Source organism: Aurantiacibacter atlanticus (assembly GCF_001077815.2).
GTDB lineage: Bacteria > Pseudomonadota > Alphaproteobacteria > Sphingomonadales > Sphingomonadaceae > Alteraurantiacibacter > Alteraurantiacibacter atlanticus.
On record NZ_CP011310.1, the window covers coordinates 2,691,886 to 2,708,852 of the forward strand.

Sequence of the window (16,967 nt, forward strand, 5' to 3'; positions counted from 1 at the left end):
CGATGCGTGGCGCTAAACTGCCGCAACAGGAGAGTTTTATGCGCAAGATGAGGTTGCCGATTGCCATCACGATTGCCGCTACCGGATGCACCACTGCAAATGCCCCCCCGCAGGTCGAGCCGCCCGCTCGCCAGCTTGAAGGTGAATGCGATGCATCAGCGGTGCAGAATCATCTTGGCCATCGCGCCACTGCCGATGTCGGATCGCAATTACTGGAGATGACAGGCGCGCGGCAATTGCGGTGGGTGCCGTCGCGCACCGCCGTCACCATGGATTACAGGGCGGACAGATTAAGTGTTACATATGATGACGACATGAAAATCGTTACTATCGCCTGCGGTTGATTTTGCGGCATCAGGCCAGACAGCATCAGGATATTGCCATGACCACGACACGCTTTCCCTTCGCCATCGCTCTGCCCATTTTGCTGTCGCTCAGCGCCTGCGGGGATGATCTGGAAAGCCGCAATGCGGCAACTGGTATGCAAGAGGGTGAGGCCCAGGCTCAGGGAACGATGCGGATTGAGCGGCAACGCACCCAGCCCAAGCAGCAGCCTGCCACCGCTTTTTCCGATGAACCGGGTGAAAGCCGTGAAACCAGTGAAACAGTAATCGATGCCACACCCGATGATCTGGTACAGGATACCCAGGGTTTCGACACCGCGCCGATGGACGATACATCAGGCATCGATCCCATGCCTGCGCAGTCCTGAACCGTCCCGGCTTTTGGCCTTTCGGGTGGCATATTCGACCGCAGTCGAAGAGGTTGCAACCGCGATACCTTGCTGACAAGGACACCCGCAGGAGAATTACCAGATGACCGGACAATTCCAGCTCAATGAAGACCAGCTCGCCATTCAGGAAATGGCGCAGCGTTTCACTGCGGACAACATCACCCCCCATGCCGCGAAATGGGATGAAGAGCATATCTTCCCCAAAGATGTGATCCAGCGCACGGCAGAGCTTGGCTTTGGCGCGATCTATGTGTCGGAAGAAAGCGGCGGCATCGGATTGGGACGGCTGGAAGCGGCGTTGATCATGGAGGCGATGGCCTATGGCTGCCCCGCCACCAGCGCCTTTATCTCGATACACAACATGTCGGCATGGATGATCGACACCTTCGGCGGAGACGAGGTGAAGGCAAAATATCTCGATGATCTCATTTCGATGGAAAAGCTGGCCAGCTATTGCCTGACCGAACCTGGCTCGGGATCGGACGCGGCCGCATTGAAAACCACTGCGAAACTGGATGGCGATTGCTATGTAGTCAATGGCACCAAGCAGTTCATTTCGGGCGGCGGGGTGAACGATATCTATGTCACCATGGTGCGCACGGACGAACACAAGTCAAAGGGCATTACCTGTCTGGTGATCGACAAGGACACGCCCGGCGTCAGCTTTGGCACACCTGAAAAAAAGCTCGGCTGGAATGCCAGCCCGACCGCGCAGGTCATTCTCGAAGATGCGCGCGTTCCCGTTGCAAACCGAGTGGGCGCAGAAGGCGATGGCTTCCGTTTCGCAATGGCTGGGCTTGACGGCGGACGGCTGAATATCGGCGCGTGCTCACTTGGCGGGGCGCAGCGCTGCCTGGACGAAGCCGTAGCCTATGCGAAGGATCGCCAGCAATTCGGCCAGCCGATTTCTGATTTTCAGAACACCCAATTCATGCTGGCAGACATGGCGACTGATCTGGAGGCTGCGCGTGCATTGCTTTATCTGGCTGCGGCCAAGGTGACAGATGGCGCAGCTGACAAGACGCGCTTTTCCGCCATGGCAAAGCGACTGGCGACAGACAGCGGTTCTGAAGTGGTGAATAATGCGCTGCAAATTTTCGGCGGTTATGGCTATCTGCGCGATTACCCGATTGAACGGTTCTGGCGCGATTTACGGGTTCATTCGATATTGGAAGGCACCAATCAGGTAATGCGTATGATCGTCGGCAGGGACTTGCTGCGCAAATGACATTGCAGAGCGAAATCCACGTTCATCGGCACGGCGCAGTTGGCCATATCTCGCTCAACCGGCCCAAAGCCATCAACGCGCTGACGCAAGACATGTGCGAGGCGATGGCTGATACCTTGCTGGAATGGCGCAATGACGATGCGATCACGGCGATTATTCTCGACCATGCCGAGGGCCGTGGCTTTTGTGCAGGTGGCGATGTGCAGCTTGTCCGCCGGTCCGCGCTGGAGGATGACGGGGCCGCGGGCCGTGCGTTTTTCCGCGCAGAATACCGCCTCAACCATATGATGTTCACTTACTCCAAACCGATTATCGCCTTTATGGACGGGGTCACCATGGGCGGCGGTGTAGGTATTTCGCAGCCGTGCAAGTTCCGCGTCGCGACTGAGAATACGATGTTCGCCATGCCTGAAGGCTCCATCGGTCTGTTTCCCGATGTTGGCGCGGGCTGGTATCTACCAAGATTGCCGGGACAGCTGGGCAGGTTCCTCGGACTTACCGGAGCGCGGCTGGACGGGGCGGAGTGCCTGTGGGCGGGCCTTGCCACGCATTATGTCTCCGCGGCAGACGTTGCAGAGGCCAAGGCCCACATCATCGAAACGCCGCACGATATCGACGCGGCCCTGCGCTCGCTCATGCCCTCCCCTGCACCCGACGCCCGGCTGGCAGGCAATGCCGCCAGCATCGACAAATTGTTTGCACCTGACACATTGGAAGGCATTCTTGCCGCGCTGGAAGCTGACGGGAGTGATTGGGCGAATAAGGAATTGAAGGCGGTTGCATCCAAATGCCCCACCACCTGCAAGGTCGCGCTGCGCCAGCTTGCTGCCGATGCGCCCGATTTTGCAGCCAATATGGCGCTGGAGTACCGTATCGCCGCGCGCATGCTGATGCGGCATGATTTCATTGAAGGCGTGCGCGCGGTTCTGGTCGATAAGGATGGTGCGCCGCAATGGCATCCGTCCACGCCCGAGGCGGTAACAGAGGCGATGCTGGATGCGATTTTTGCGCCGCTTCCTGATGGTGAGGAATGGACGCCTCTCGCCTGAAACTTCAGATGCGGAAGTGCTTCACCAAAGCCGCTGCGGCCTCGTTCACTTCGCGCCACGTCGTTTCGAACCCGTCAGTTTCGCCGTAATAGGGATCGGCCACGGCCTGCCCTTCACGCCCTGGCACCATATCCAACAGCAGGGAAAGCTGCGCGCTGGCATTGAGTGGGGCAATTCGGATGAGATCTACAAGGTTTTGCGCATCGAGTGCGAAGATATGGGTGAAGCGGTTGAAATCGGCAGCTTCAACCTGTCGTGCCCGGAAACCCGAAATATCGACTCCCATGGCATCCGCAATCGCGATGGCGCGGCTGTCTGGCGGCTTGCCGATGTGCCAGCCGCCAGTGCCCGCACTGTCAACTTCCAGCTTCAGACCGTCAGACTCGGCCGCCATGCGCAGCGCGGCCTCAGCCAGTGGCGAACGGCAGATATTACCGAGGCAGACGAACAGGATGGAAGGGTGGTTGATCACGCCTGCCCCTCGCTTCAGATCTTGGGCCAGGGGCCGGTAATCGCCAGCGTCATTGTAGGGTGATAGATATTGAGGAACATGGTCCTGCCATCAGGAGAAAAGCAGGCGCCCGCCGTTTCGGTTTGCAAGCGTAGACGCCCCAACGGATAGGCTTCGCCAGCAGGCGTGATGCCACGCAGATAATTGTCGACCGTTTCGCCATATTGGTCTTCGCAGACGACCAGGTCGCCATAGGGCGCGACGCAGATATTATCGCCAAAGCTGTATTCCGACCCTGCCGGACTTTCATAAAACAGATCCAGCATGTCACCCGATGCAGCATCGGGGCGCAGACGGAATATCTGCCCCTCGCGTGCAGCGCCGCCGCTGGTGGCAGTAAAGAACATCTCGCCATCGCCCATCCAGATGCCCTCACCGCGCGAAAATCTGGCTGCTCCCCTCGCCGCGCCGCGAGTGCGCAAATCGTCCTCTGGCGATTCTACATCCTCCAGCGTGATCCAACTGCCACGCACGGCTTGGCCCGCCTGCATGGCGATGCTCTCATGATTGCTGGTATCGGTCACGCCGTCCAGCACCAGCGCCTGCAACGTGCCGCCATGTGCCAATTGCCCCGGGCGAGTCGGAATGAAGCGGTACAATAACGAATCGCCGCGATCCTCTGTCATATAGACTATGCCCGTTGCGGGATCGACGCAGGCCGCTTCATGGACAAAGCGACCCATCGCTTTCAGCGGAGCAGGATTCGTCTGCCCCGGCGCGTCAGCGGGCACTTCGAAAACATAGCCATGATCCTTATTGATCCGCCCATCCGCGCGTGACGTGTTTTCCTCGCAGGTCAGCCAGCTGTTCCACGGCGTAATGCCGCCGGCACAATTGCGGATCGTCCCGGCAAGGCTGCGGTATTGCCTTTCGACCGCCAGCGTCGCCGCGTCGATAACAATAGTGGTGGTTCCTCCGGGCAGCGGGATCAGGCTGCGCGCCACTGTATCATAGGCTGGGCCGGTTGCGCCGCCGCCATCGTCAGGCGGTGAAAGTTCATGGTTGCGCACCAAGGCCAGCTTGCCATTACCAATATCGAAACACCCCATGCCGTCTGCCTTGTCGGGCACGCTGCCACCATCGTCCAAAGCATCTCCGAGGCGCGAGAGTATGCGATAGCTGAATCCGCTGGGCAGATCGAGAACGCCAGCAGGGTCAGGCTGCAAGGCGCCAAAACGGCTGGCACCAGCTACACCCAGTGGCGCGCTGGCAGATACGCATCCACCTAGCAGCAAACCACCAAAAGCGGCACCGGTACCAGCGATGAATTTGCGGCGATCTGTGTACATATGTCCCAACCCTTGTCTGACAAACCGTAGAGTTCCGGCAGACATAGCGTGCTTATGGTCAGGACGCATTAAAACTCTGGCCAAATTCTTGCGCAGATCAGATTGCCAGACGGCGTGGCCTCCGCCTATTTTCCGCGCTTGTCACCGCCCGGCTTATTGCCCGGCTTGCCACCCTTCGGCTTACCCGGCCCGGCATTCCCCTTGCGGTGCTTCTTGACGTAGGGTGAGCCTTTTCTGCCTGCATTCGGCGCGCCCTTCTTGCGGGCCCGTGCGGCATCACGCGGCGCTTCTGGCGAAAGTTCGATAGTTACGTCGCCCCCATTGCTTTCATCACCTGCAGTGCGCACCAGCGCTTCTGCAAACTTATCCGAAATGGTACGCGGAATCTGGAAATGGGTTTCCTGAGGGCCAATGCGAATCGCGCCAATTTCATTCCGGGTGATATGCCCGCGGCGACACAAGAGTGGCAGGACCCAGCGCGGATCGGCGTTTTGCCGCCTGCCGATATCCATGCGGAACCACACCGTATCCTCAAATCCGGGACGGTGGCGCTCTTTCTGGTCGGCGCGATGCGCCTGCGCGGAATTGACCAGCATTTCTTCAGGCTCGGGCATTTTGGCGCGGTGGGCCTGCACCAGCAATGCAGCGATTTCCTGCGGCGTGCGCTCTGCCAGCAGGCGATCGGCAAGTTCGCGGTCACCATCCTGCACTTCGATCGGCTGCAGCAGTGCCTCAAGCAAGCGTTCGCGGTCCTTGCCAAGAATGGCGTCGCGATCCGGCACGTCGATCCATTCGGCATTTATTTTTGCGTGACGCAGCATGGATTCGACGCGGCGGCGGCGTGGAAAAGGAACCACGATGACCGCTGTGCCCTTTTTGCCAGCGCGCCCGGTGCGCCCCGAACGGTGCTGCAGGATCTCCGCATCGCGCGGTATTTCCACGTGGATGACAAGGCTGAGACTAGGAAGATCAATCCCGCGAGAAGCAACATCAGTAGCGACGCAAACCCGCGCTCTCTTGTCGCGAAGGGCCTGCAAGGCCTGGTTGCGTTCCGACTGCGAATGCTCTCCCGATAGCGCCACGGCAGCAAATCCGCGTTCCTGCAGGGTGGCATGCAAATGCCGCACCTTGTCTCGCGTGGCACAGAACAAGATTGCGGTTTCCGCCTCGTGGAAGCGCAGCAGGTTGACGACGGCATTCTCGATTTCGGAAGGAGAGACTGTCACTGCCTGATAGGCAATGTCGCCATGGCCGCGCTCTGCCCCGGTGGTGGCAATACGCAGCGCATTGCGCTGATACCGCTTGGCCAGCGCCTCGATCGGGCGTGGCATGGTCGCCGAAAATAACAATGTGCGGCGCGTATTCGGCGTTGCGTCAAGGATTTCCTCCAGCTCCTCGCGAAAGCCCATGTCGAGCATTTCGTCAGCTTCATCCAGAACTACGGCAGCCAGCGCCGACAGGTCGAGCGCGCCGCGTTCCAGATGGTCTCGCAACCGGCCAGGCGTGCCCACAACGATGGTCGCACCAGATTTCAGCACGCGGCGTTCCTGCGAAGGGTTCATGCCGCCAACACATGTCGCAATGCGCGCACCCGCCTTTTGATACAGCCATGCAAGCTCTCTGCTAACCTGCAGGGCCAGTTCGCGCGTCGGCGCAATCACCAGAGCGCTGGGCGCATCGGACGGATTGACGCGGCCATCCTCGCCCAGAACCTGCGCCGCAAATGCAAGCCCGAATGCGACTGTCTTGCCCGATCCTGTCTGCGCCGAAACTACCAGATCGCGGCCATGCGCCTCCGGTTCCAGAACGGCGGCCTGTACCGGCGTTGGCGCGTCATATCCGCGCTGGGCAAGGGCTTCGGCAAGGCCGGTGGGCAAATCGGGAAAAGTCATGGAAATTCAGCTTTCGGGGAACAGGGGATCGGCACCGGATCAGCGGCGCAGAAAGTATCTATCATATAGGAACGGCGCTGGCGGGATGGAGGTGCCGCAGGAGGCCGATAGCGCTCCATAGACACAATTTGCGCGTTTGGCTTCGATTATTTTGCAATGCAGCATAATCCATGTGCCGCGGGCTGGATCAATCCGGGGAAGCGGCCGCCATCAAATCCATCAGATTTCTTGCCGCCTCACGATCCTCCTCAAGCTTGAACGCGACATCCAGATCAGGCGCCGCATCAAACATCAGAAGGAGGCTCCACAAGGCGAATTTTCTGCCCCGGTCTTCCTCCAGTCCAAAATCCACCAGCATCCGGTCTACCCCTGCAGGCACCGCTTCTGGCCCCACTGCGGCAAAGTCCGATGTGCCGAAATAGCGTTGCAGCATGTCTTGCATATCCATCCGCCCCGCCTAGCCCAGCGCGCTGTCCCTGTCAGGCAGCAATTAGCCAAAGAGTTTTGGTTGGGCTGTTCGCAAGTCACTGCTATGGGGCCGCGCATGCTCACCATTGACGATCTTACAGTCCGGCTTGGCGGCCGGTCCATCCTCGAACATGCCAGTGCGACGATTCCGCAGGGCGCGCGCGTGGGGCTGATCGGTCGCAACGGGGCGGGCAAGTCCACGCTGATGAAGGCAATGATCGGAGAGATTGAGCCTGATGACGGCGAAATTTCAAAGCCATCGCGCGCTCGCATTGGTTATATTGCGCAGCAGGCTCCCAATGGATCGATGACGCCAGAACAGGTGGTGTTGGCAGCCGATGTGGAGCGTGAGCAATTGCTGGTGGAGGCAGAGACCTGCACCGATGTCGACAGGCTGGGCGAAGTGCATGAGCGGTTGCTGGCGATAGACGCCTATAGCGCGCCTGCGCGGGCGGCAAAGATCCTGAGCGGGTTGGGCTTTGATCAGGATATGCAGCAACAGCCGGTGGATACTTTCTCCGGCGGGTGGAAAATGCGGATTGCGCTAGGCGCACTGCTGTTTTCGGAACCCGATATTCTGATGCTGGACGAACCTTCGAACCACCTCGATCTCGAAGCGACGTTGTGGCTGGAGAACTTCCTTAAATCCTACCCTGCCACTTTGGTGGTGATCAGCCATGAACGCGATTTGCTGAATAAAGTCGTCGATCACATTCTGCATCTCCAGGGCGGCCAGCTGACGCTGTATCCCGGAGGATATGACGCATTTGAAAAGCAGCGGGCAGAACGCGCAGCGCAACAGGCTGCGGCCAAGGCTTCGCAGGACGCGCAGCGCGCCCGTTTGCAGGACTACGTCGCCCGCAATAGCGCGCGTGCGTCCACCGCAAAACAGGCGCAGTCACGCGCCAAGATGCTTGCCAGAATGCAACCCATCGCCGCGCTCATAGAGGACCCTTCGCTGAGCTTCGATTTCCCCGATCCTTCGGAATTGCGCTCTCCCATGCTCACGCTGGAGCAGGCCGCCGTGGGCTATGGCGATGCACCGCCGGTGCTGCAAAGGCTGAACATGCGGATCGACGCTGACGACCGCATCGCGCTGCTGGGCCGCAACGGCAATGGCAAGACCACGCTGGCACGGTTGCTGGCGAAACAATTGGCACCAGCCGAAGGCGAAATGGCCGCGCCCGGCAAGATGAAGGTCGGCTATTTCACGCAATATCAGGTGGAAGAGCTGGCGGGTGAGGATACGCCACTGGGCCTTATGACGTCAGCCATGCGGGGCAAGCCGCCAGGTGCGGTACGTGGCCAGCTTGGCCGTTTCGGTTTTTCCGGTTCACGTGCAGAGACACGCGTGGAAAAGCTTTCAGGCGGTGAACGTGCGCGGCTGGCACTGGCGCTGATTACGCGCGACGCGCCACATCTACTCATCCTCGACGAGCCGACCAATCACCTTGATGTCGATGCGCGAGAGGCGCTGATCCAGGCGATGAACAATTATTCCGGTGCAGTCATCCTTATCAGCCATGATCGCCATATGGTTGAATTGTCGGCAGACCGCCTCGTACTGGTCGATGGCGGCACGGCGAAGGAATATGCTGGCAGCATGGAGGATTATATTGATTTCGTGCTGGGCCGTAACCAGCCGAAGAAGCCGGCAAAACAGGACAAGCAGAAAGGCAAGCCAGCCGCCTCTGCCAAGAACCGTTCAACTGAACGCTACCTTAAATCGGAGCTGTCTAAAGCGGAGAAGTCGATGGCGCGTATTGCCGCCGAAGTCGAGAAACTGGACGCGGCTATGATTGAGCTGAACCAGACAAAGCCGCCGGCGCCGGGGCAGAAGATGGAGCTTTTGCTCGCCAATCGCGCAGCGGCGAATGAAAAGCTGTCCAGGGCAGAGGCAGAATGGCTGGCCGCTGGTGAGAAGCTGGAGCAATTTGCCGCACAGTAAAGGCGCGCTTCCCGCAGGGTGCAGTTTCAGGCGTCATCTTCCTCATCCTCGTCAATCAGGATGCGGTGCGCGGCACCATCAAGATCGTCATATTGATCATTTTTCATGGTCCAGAAAAAGAAGCCCAGACCGATCAGCCCCAATCCGAGCGCGACCGGTATGAGGAATGCCAAACCCGTCATTTCGCCGCGCGCGCCAGCCGCAGGGAATTGGCGACAACAATCAGCGAACTGCATGACATGGCGATGGCGGCAATGATCGGCGTCACCAGTCCGGCTATAGCGAGCGGCACCGCCAGAATGTTATAACCGATGGCAATCACGAAATTCTGGCGGACTATGGCCATGGTAGAGCGAGCGATCCTTACTGCCAGCGCAACAGGTGCAAGCCGTTCGCCGATGAATACGGCGTCGGCCGCCTGCTGACTGGCATCGCTGGCGGTGGCAGGGGCGATAGAGGCATGCGCGGCTGCCAAGGCCGGCCCATCATTCAGTCCGTCGCCGACCATAAGGGGGCGATGCCCATTTGCCTTCAATCGGTTCAACTGTGCCAGCTTATTGGCAGGCTCCATCGCCGATAGTGCATCAATCCCGAGCATATTGGCCACATCCTGCACGGCCTCTTCCTTGTCACCGGATAAAATGACCGACGCGATATGCATTGATTGAAGATCAGCCAGAGCCTCCACCGCATCAGGACGCATTGGATCGGAAAAGCGCACCGTCCAGGATTGATCGCCGATAGTGAGTTCACTGGCAAGAGCCGCGCCGTCAGCAGATGCGCGCCCAATGGCAACAGGCGTGTCGTTCCAGCGACCAGAAATGCCGAACCCTGCGCTTTCATCGATCGAATCGATAACTGCAGGTTTCACACCTTGAGCAGTGAGGGTCGCTGCCAGACCGCGGCTGAGTGGATGGCGGCTTTTTTGAGCAAGAGCGAGAGCCACCGCTCTTTCAGTCTCACCAAGGCCGGACACATCCGGCCGTGGCTCTCCCAAGGTCAAGGTGCCCGTTTTGTCGAACAGTGCCATATCCACTTCGGCCAGCCGTTCCAGCGCGCTGCCATCCTTTACAAGCAAGCCGTGACGGACGAGAGTATTGCTGGCCACGACCTGCGCTGCGGGAACGGCCAGCCCCATTGCGCAGGGGCAGGTGATGATAAGCACGGCAATTGCGATGACGAGCGATTGGTGAACGCCTGCGCCCGCAACCATCCATCCGACAAAAGACAGGACGGCAAGCGTGTGAACCGCAGGCGCATAAAGCCGCGCGGCGCGATCGGCGACCCTGACATATCGCGATCGGGACTGGCCCGCTTCGTCCATAAGCCGTGCAATTTCTGCAATGGCGGTATCGCTGGCAACGGCCGTGATGCGGACGGTGAGCGGCCCAAGCAAGTTCAGCGCGCCTGCAAAAACCACTCCACCAGTAGATATGGGGACCGGCGTACTCTCCCCTGTCAGCATCCCATTGTCGATAGCGCCGCTTCCGTCTTCAACTACGCCATCTGCCGCCAGAGCCTCTCCTGCTGCGACAGACATAAGCATTCCCACTTCAAGCTTGTCTGCGGCAATGCGCTTCAGGCTCCAGTCTGATTGGATGACACTGGCACTCTTGCCCATGCGGCCCAGCAGAGCGCCGATGCCGGCCCGCGTACGGTTTCGCATCATCGCGTCGAGCGCCCGCCCGCACAAAAGGAAGAACAGCAGCATCACCGCGCCATCGAAATAGGCATGCGCGCCGCCTGTCGCTGTCTCATAAAGGCTGAGTGCCGTTGCCAGAAGCACACCGATTGAAATCGGCACATCCATGTTCGTGCGCCTGTATCGCAGAGCCATCAGTGCAGACGCGAAGAAGGGTTGGCCCGCATATGCAACAACGGGAATGGCGATAAGCGCGGAAAGCCAGTGAAACACGTCCCGTGTCACACCGCCCGCGCCTGACCACACCGCAACCGACAGCAGCATGATATTCATCATGCCGAAGCCCGCAACAGCGAGTGCGCGCAACAGCCTCTTCGTCTCGCGTTCATCTGTTGCCAATGGGTTGGCATCAGCCACAGCCGCTTCGAAACCCAGTTGCTGCAGGGCTGCAAGCAAACCGTCTTCTGCAATGTCATGATCGTGGCGGACGGCTACGCGCTTGGTCGAGAAATTTACGCGCGCGGATATAACGCCAGGCAACTCTACCAGTCCGCTTTCGATCTTGGCGATGCATCCGGCGCAGCGCATGCCCGGGACGGTGAAACGCGTGTCCACCAGTTCGACCGAAGGATCAAAGGCGATCTGGGCCGTCACTCAATCCGGCTTTCCTGCTGCCAGATGTCATCATCAGTGCGTATCGTTAATCTCACCTGCCAGCGTCCCTCGGATATCGGTGCTTGCGATATGAAGCGACCGGGCTCGGCCTCGATTAACGTTATTATCCTCTTCTCCGGCTTTCCGAGCGGCCGGCGCAAGCTGGCCGTGGCCTGCGCGCCTGCCGGCACGCCGCTCGTTGCAATTTCTAGCAGCCCACTATCGCCTCGGCGCGCAGCGGCAGTCCAGCCCAGGGCGCGCTGGCGCTCGGCCTTTTCCAGCCAGCCGTTGAATTCCTGACTGGCGACATAGGAATTCTCGACAACCACCCCGCCAAAACCGCGCACGGCAAATGTCGCCATCAAGAGATTGACCGCGATGATGATGCCAAACCCGGACACCATGACGATCAGCATGTGCTTTCCGGTAAACTCTCCCTTCATGGCTGATCCCCCGGAGCAGTAAAGCCAGTTTCAACCCGATCCGTCTCCCGCTGTGCATCAAGCGATGTCAGCGTGAAGGCAAAATCCCCGGCAGGCGTCTGTGGTGGGACGATGACGTAAGCCCGAACCGTTGCGGTCTGATCAGGGCCAACAGTTACATTCTGTGCGGGTGCGGCATCGGCGCGCCGGATGGTGTCCGTCCACATGAGCGCCCCAGGCAATCCCTCGATCGCAATCTCCATTTCGCGCGGACGGCTTTCCATATTGCGCAGCTTCAGGGTAAAGGAATTGCGAATTGATCCGTCACTCATCAGCATGAATGGAGGATTACGGTCGGGCGAAACCGACAGTTCAGTATGGCTGCGCACCCCAAGTGCGAACAGCATAGCAAGGCCGGTTGCGCCCCAGACGCTGAAATAGATCAGCGTGCGCGGACGCAACAAAGTTCGCCAGATCGGCTTTGGCTCATTCCCCGCCGCTTCGCTCTCGCAATCTTCCAGTGTGGCATAATCGATCAACCCTCGTGGACGGTCGATATCCGCCATCACCTTGTCACATGCGTCAATGCACAGGGCGCAGGTGATGCATCCGATCTGCGGGCCTTCGCGGATATCTATTCCGGTCGGGCAGACTGCCACGCATTGCATGCAATCAATGCAATCGCCGACTGCCTCTGGCTCCTTCTTCGCCTTTTTAAGACTGCCACGCGGTTCGCCACGCCAGTCCTTATAGGTGACGATAAGCGATTTTTCATCGAGCATTGCGGTCTGGATGCGCGGCCAGGGGCACATGTAGATACACACTTGCTCACGCATGAACCCGCCCAGCGCGAAGGTGGTGAGAGTGAGCACTGCAACGGTAACATAGGCAATCGGGGCCGCTTCCAGGGCAAAGAAATCGCGGAACAGCGTTGGCGCGTCAGCGAAATAGAGAATCCATGCACCGCCCGTAACGAATGCAATGATAAGGTAGATCGACCATTTGAACCCGCGCCGGGCGATCTTGGCTGGCCCCCAGGGTGCCTTGTCCAAACGGATGCGGGCGTTTCTGTCGCCATCCACCAGCCGATCAATATGCTGGTACAGATCAGTCCAGACAGTTTGCGGGCAGGCATATCCGCACCAGGCGCGCCCAACCGCACTGGTGACGAGAAACAGCCCAATGCCGGCCATGATGAGAAGGCCCGCGACGAAGTAGAATTCATGCGGCCATATCTCGATACTGAACATGTAAAACCGGCGGTTGGCAATATCGACCAGCACCGCCTGATCGGGCGCATAGGGGCCGCGATCCCAACGCAGCCACGGGGTGATGTAATAAATGCCCAGAGTGACCAGCATGATGAGCCATTTGAATCGCCTGAACGGCCCGTCGATGCGTTTGTTGTGAACCGTTTCACTTTTCTCAAAAAACTCTTCGGCAAGGTGCTGACGCGGTGGCTCATGCGGTTCGTGCCGACGCGTGGCCGCTTCTGGCTCAGCCACGGCGCTGCTGACCGGAGTATTGGTTTTGGCAATGCCCTTTTCGATGACAGTTTCGTCGGTTGTGGTTGGTTCTTCAGGGTTGTTCATCGACCTGGATCGCTGGATCTTCAGCGACCTCCACGAATTCCTCACCTCCGCCGAGCGAATGCACATAGGCCGCCAGCATCTTGATCGTCACCGGATCAAGCCGGTGTTCCCATTTGGGCATCATGCCCATGCGAGGATTGACTATCTGGCGCTGGATCTCTGCGCGTGAACTTCCGTAGAGCCAGATCGCGTCGTTGAGTTGCGGCGCGCCTTGGGCCCTGTCGCCTTCCCCGTTCAAACCATGACACGCAATGCAATTGTCGGCATAGATTTGCACGCCCAAAGGGTTGGATTGCGCCTGACCACTCAGCGACAGGACATGGTCGACCAGCGCATCCATTTGTTCACCATCAAATGCACCCGCGAAGGGAGGCATGACGCTGAACCGCGTATCTTCGTCTCCCTGCTGGCGAATACCGTGGACAAGGGTGTATTCGATTGCCTTCAGGTCGCCACCCCAGATCCAGTCATCATCATTGAGGTTGGGATAACCCGCACTGCCTGCCGCGCCTGACCCGTGGCACTGCACGCAATTGACCAAAAACGCTGCGCGGCCGCCTGATACAGCCTGAGCCATCAGGTCGCTGTCCTCAGGCAGGCGTTCCAGCGGAATGCGAGATAATTCCTCGCGGAAACTTTCCTGCGCCTGATCGGCGAGGCTCATTTCTTTGGCCAATTGCCCACGGCTAGTCCAGCCGAGCACGCCCTCGGTGCCTTTTTCCAGCAAGGGCCATGCGGGGTAGAGAATGACGTAGATGATGCCCCAAACGATCGTGGCATAAAAGGTCCACAGCCACCAGCGCGGCATGGGCGTATCAAGCTCCTCGATACCATCCCATTCGTGACCGACAGTTTCGGTCCCCGTAGGTGCGTCGATCCGCTTGCCACCGGCATCAACCGTCTTGCCGCGATCATTCGCCATTGTCATCATCCTTGAAGATCAAATCGGCAGCATCCCGATTGCGCTTTTTGGACCCGGGGCGGAATGGCCAGGCGACCAGACCTGCAAACAAGATCACCATGACCAGAAGGCCCCAGCTATCGGCGAAATGGCGCAAGGTTTCGTAAGTCGAATGGTCGGTCATCTTCCCTTCTCCTCAGCCAGTTCTTCCTGAGCAGCGACGCTGTTCACATCGACCAATGTGCCGAGAATCTGGAGATAGGCGATCAGTGCGTCCATCTCGGTGAGCCGCGAAGGATCACCGTCAAAATCGCGGATCAGCGTGTTGGGATAGCGTTCGGCGAGGTCTTCGGCATCCTTGTTCGGATTGGCCTGCGCCCGCATATCCGCCTCTGCACGCTCAATATCACGGTCGCTATAGGGCACGCCAACACGCCGCAAGGCAATCAGATGTGCGGACGGATCGGCCGGATTAAGATCGGTTTCAGCCAGGAATGCATAAGGCGGCATGATGCTTTCAGGCACGACCGAACGCGGGTCGATCAGGTGCTGGACATGCCATTCATCGGAATAGCGGCCGCCTACGCGCGCAAGGTCAGGTCCGGTACGTTTGGAGCCCCATTGGAAGGGATGATCATACATGCTTTCCGCTGCGAGGCTGTAATGACCATACCGCTCAACCTCGTCGCGGAACGGACGGATCATCTGGCTATGACAGCTATAGCAACCTTCGCGCACATAGATGTCGCGCCCCGCCTGCTCCAACGGCGTATAGGGGCGCATCCCGTCCACTTCCTCGATTGTATTGTCGATCCAGAACAGCGGAACGATTTCGACCACGCTGCCGATGACCACCGCAATGAAGGCGAAGCTGGCAAGCAAGGTGATGTTGCGTTCCACCTTTTTGTGCTGTTGCATGAAATTGAACATGATCTTCGCCCCCTATTCGGCCGGAACCGAAACGATCGGCCGATCCTTTGCCGGATCGTATTCTGCACTTGTCATTGGTGCTTCGTCGCGCAGATCGCCCTTGATGGTCTTCCAGACGTTGAAAACCATAAGCGACCCGCCCAGCAGATAGAGAAACCCGCCAAACGCCCGGAGCAGATAGAGCGGGTGCATCGCAGCCACTGCATCGACAAAGGAGTTCACAAGGTAGCCATCCGCGCCGTATTCACGCCACATCAGTCCCTGGGTTATGCCGGCAACCCACATGGAGGAGGCGTAGAAAACGATCCCCAGCGTCGCGAGCCAGAAATGCCAGTTGATCATCCGTATCGAATACAGGCGTTCACGCTTCCACAGGCGCGGGACAAGGAAATAGACCGCAGCAAAGGTAATCATGCCGTTCCAGCCGAGAGCGCCGGAATGGACGTGTCCGATGCCCCATTCCGTGTAATGCGACAGCGAATTGACTGCCTTGATACTCAGCATCGGGCCTTCGAAAGTCGCCATTCCGTAAAAGGCCAGCGCCAGCACCATCATGCGGATAATCGGATCGGTCCGAACCTTGTCCCATGCGCCGTTCAGCGTCATCAAGCCGTTGATCATCCCGCCCCAGCTCGGCATCCACAGAACAACTGAGAACACCATGCCCAAGGTCTGCGCCCAGTCCGGCAGAGCTGTGTAATGCAGATGGTGCGGACCAGCCCAGATATAGAGGAAAATCAGTGACCAGAAATGCAGGATAGACAGGCGATAGGAATATATCGGCCGGTTCGCCTGCTTGGGCACGAAGTAATACATCATCGCCAGGAACGGCACGGTCAGGAAGAACGCCACCGCATTATGGCCATACCACCACTGAACCAGTGCATCCTGAACCCCCGCAAAAAGCGGATAGGAGCGTGAACCGAAGATCGACACCGGCACCGCCAGATTGTTGATGATGTGCAGCATCGCAATGGTGATGATAAAACTGAGATAGAACCAGTTTGCGACGTAGATGTGCGGTTCATTTCGTCGCGCCAAAGTGCCAACGAAAACAATGAAATAGGATATCCAGACAATGGTCAGCCAGATATCGACGAACCATTCAGGCTCTGCATATTCCTTGGATTGGGTGACACCAAAAACATAGCCGACAGCCGCCAGCACAATGAACATCTGGTAACCCCAGAACACGAAGCGGGCTAACGTCGGAAATGCCAGTCGCGTCCGGCAGGTGCGCTGCACCACATAAAAACTCGTGGCGATCAGGGCGTTACCACCGAAGGCAAATATCACTGCTGAAGTGTGCAAGGGCCGCAAACGGCCAAATGTTGTAAACTGGGAATCCAGATTGAGGCTGGGAAACGCCATTTGCAAGGCGATGAACAGCCCTGCCGAAAACCCGACCACGCCCCAAAAGACCGTTGCGATGACGCCCCAGCGAACCGGATCATCATCATATCGTGAAGGATTGCTGGGCATGCGGAATAGCGATTGCACCTTCGCCAACGGATCGAATTGCGCTGCTGTTGCGCATAAAAATCCAAATGCCACGATGGCGACCACCGTCATACTCGCGGCAAAGCCGGCGTCCTGCGCCATCGCAATGGCGATAATGGCCAGCATCATTATGCCGAACCACATCCCGACCCGTCCTAAAACTGCTTCCATGAATCGTCTGCCTCCAATGATGGGCAGATGCAGCAAG

Annotated in this window: 17 protein-coding genes; 5 read left to right on the forward strand and 12 right to left on the reverse strand. The window is 58.6% G+C overall.

The genetic code is table 11. The annotated features are described in order from the left end of the window. Window positions 1-38: 38 nt before the first annotated feature. From CP97_RS13145 to CP97_RS13160, 4 genes are all read left to right on the forward strand, one after another. Window positions 39-344, forward strand: coding sequence for an I78 family peptidase inhibitor (locus tag CP97_RS13145; RefSeq protein ID WP_082863923.1), 306 nt, complete (start codon window positions 39-41; stop codon window positions 342-344). A 38-nt stretch (window positions 345-382) separates the two neighbouring features. Further along, entirely contained in the window at window positions 383-712 is a 330-nt protein-coding gene (locus CP97_RS13150) for a hypothetical protein (RefSeq protein WP_048886328.1), read from the forward strand. Window positions 713-815: 103 nt separating this feature from the next. Then, on the forward strand, window positions 816-1,961 hold the full coding sequence (locus CP97_RS13155; protein ID WP_048886329.1) for an acyl-CoA dehydrogenase family protein: 1,146 nt from the start codon (window positions 816-818) through the stop codon (window positions 1,959-1,961). After that, entirely contained in the window at window positions 1,958-3,010 is a 1,053-nt protein-coding gene (locus CP97_RS13160; RefSeq protein WP_048886330.1) for an enoyl-CoA hydratase/isomerase family protein, read from the forward strand. Before CP97_RS13155 ends, CP97_RS13160 begins: the two co-directional genes overlap by 4 nt. Window positions 3,011-3,014: 4 nt before the next feature. Here CP97_RS13160 and CP97_RS13165 read toward each other — a convergent pair whose 3' ends face one another. The 4 genes from CP97_RS13165 to CP97_RS13180 form a co-directional block, all read right to left on the reverse strand. Further along, window positions 3,015-3,479 (reverse strand): low molecular weight protein-tyrosine-phosphatase, encoded by a 465-nt coding sequence (locus tag CP97_RS13165; protein ID WP_048887017.1) that lies wholly within the window; start codon window positions 3,477-3,479, stop codon window positions 3,015-3,017. Between the two features lie 17 nt (window positions 3,480-3,496). Then, the gene (locus CP97_RS13170; RefSeq protein ID WP_048886331.1) at window positions 3,497-4,810 is read right to left on the reverse strand and encodes an alkaline phosphatase PhoX; all 1,314 of its coding nucleotides are present in this window, start codon (window positions 4,808-4,810) and stop codon (window positions 3,497-3,499) included. Between the two features lie 125 nt (window positions 4,811-4,935). Continuing rightward, complete coding sequence (locus CP97_RS13175; RefSeq protein WP_048886332.1) at window positions 4,936-6,702, reverse strand: DEAD/DEAH box helicase; 1,767 nt, start codon at window positions 6,700-6,702, stop codon at window positions 4,936-4,938. A 187-nt stretch (window positions 6,703-6,889) separates the two neighbouring features. Continuing rightward, entirely contained in the window at window positions 6,890-7,150 is a 261-nt protein-coding gene (locus CP97_RS13180; protein WP_048886333.1) for a hypothetical protein, read from the reverse strand. A gap of 96 nt (window positions 7,151-7,246) precedes the next feature. On the opposite strand from CP97_RS13180, the gene CP97_RS13185 reads away from it, so the two are divergent. Then, window positions 7,247-9,118 (forward strand): ABC-F family ATP-binding cassette domain-containing protein, encoded by a 1,872-nt coding sequence (locus tag CP97_RS13185; RefSeq protein WP_048887018.1) that lies wholly within the window; start codon window positions 7,247-7,249, stop codon window positions 9,116-9,118. A gap of 26 nt (window positions 9,119-9,144) precedes the next feature. On the opposite strand, the gene ccoS is transcribed toward CP97_RS13185, so the two are convergent. From ccoS to ccoN, 8 genes are read right to left on the reverse strand one after another with little or no spacing between them, the layout of a single operon-like run. Then, window positions 9,145-9,300, reverse strand: a complete 156-nt coding sequence (gene ccoS, locus CP97_RS13190; protein WP_048886334.1) for a cbb3-type cytochrome oxidase assembly protein CcoS — start codon at window positions 9,298-9,300, stop codon at window positions 9,145-9,147. Further along, window positions 9,297-11,414 (reverse strand): heavy metal translocating P-type ATPase, encoded by a 2,118-nt coding sequence (locus CP97_RS13195; protein ID WP_048886335.1) that lies wholly within the window; start codon window positions 11,412-11,414, stop codon window positions 9,297-9,299. The genes ccoS and CP97_RS13195 overlap by 4 nt, the downstream gene beginning before the upstream one ends. Further along, a complete protein-coding gene (locus CP97_RS13200; RefSeq protein ID WP_048886336.1) occupies window positions 11,411-11,857 on the reverse strand; it encodes a FixH family protein in 447 nt (148 codons plus the stop codon). Before CP97_RS13200 ends, CP97_RS13195 begins: the two co-directional genes overlap by 4 nt. After that, the gene (gene ccoG, locus CP97_RS13205) at window positions 11,854-13,428 is read right to left on the reverse strand and encodes a cytochrome c oxidase accessory protein CcoG (RefSeq protein WP_082863828.1); all 1,575 of its coding nucleotides are present in this window, start codon (window positions 13,426-13,428) and stop codon (window positions 11,854-11,856) included. Before ccoG ends, CP97_RS13200 begins: the two co-directional genes overlap by 4 nt. Next, complete coding sequence (ccoP, locus tag CP97_RS13210) at window positions 13,415-14,350, reverse strand: cytochrome-c oxidase, cbb3-type subunit III (protein ID WP_048886337.1); 936 nt, start codon at window positions 14,348-14,350, stop codon at window positions 13,415-13,417. Before ccoP ends, ccoG begins: the two co-directional genes overlap by 14 nt. Next, window positions 14,340-14,513, reverse strand: coding sequence for a cbb3-type cytochrome c oxidase subunit 3 (locus tag CP97_RS13215; RefSeq protein ID WP_063612443.1), 174 nt, complete (start codon window positions 14,511-14,513; stop codon window positions 14,340-14,342). The genes ccoP and CP97_RS13215 overlap by 11 nt, the downstream gene beginning before the upstream one ends. Further along, the gene (ccoO, locus tag CP97_RS13220; protein ID WP_048886338.1) at window positions 14,510-15,259 is read right to left on the reverse strand and encodes a cytochrome-c oxidase, cbb3-type subunit II; all 750 of its coding nucleotides are present in this window, start codon (window positions 15,257-15,259) and stop codon (window positions 14,510-14,512) included. The genes CP97_RS13215 and ccoO overlap by 4 nt, the downstream gene beginning before the upstream one ends. A 12-nt stretch (window positions 15,260-15,271) precedes the next feature. Continuing rightward, window positions 15,272-16,930, reverse strand: a complete 1,659-nt coding sequence (gene ccoN, locus CP97_RS13225) for a cytochrome-c oxidase, cbb3-type subunit I (RefSeq protein ID WP_048886339.1) — start codon at window positions 16,928-16,930, stop codon at window positions 15,272-15,274. Between the last annotated feature and the right edge of the window lie 37 nt (window positions 16,931-16,967).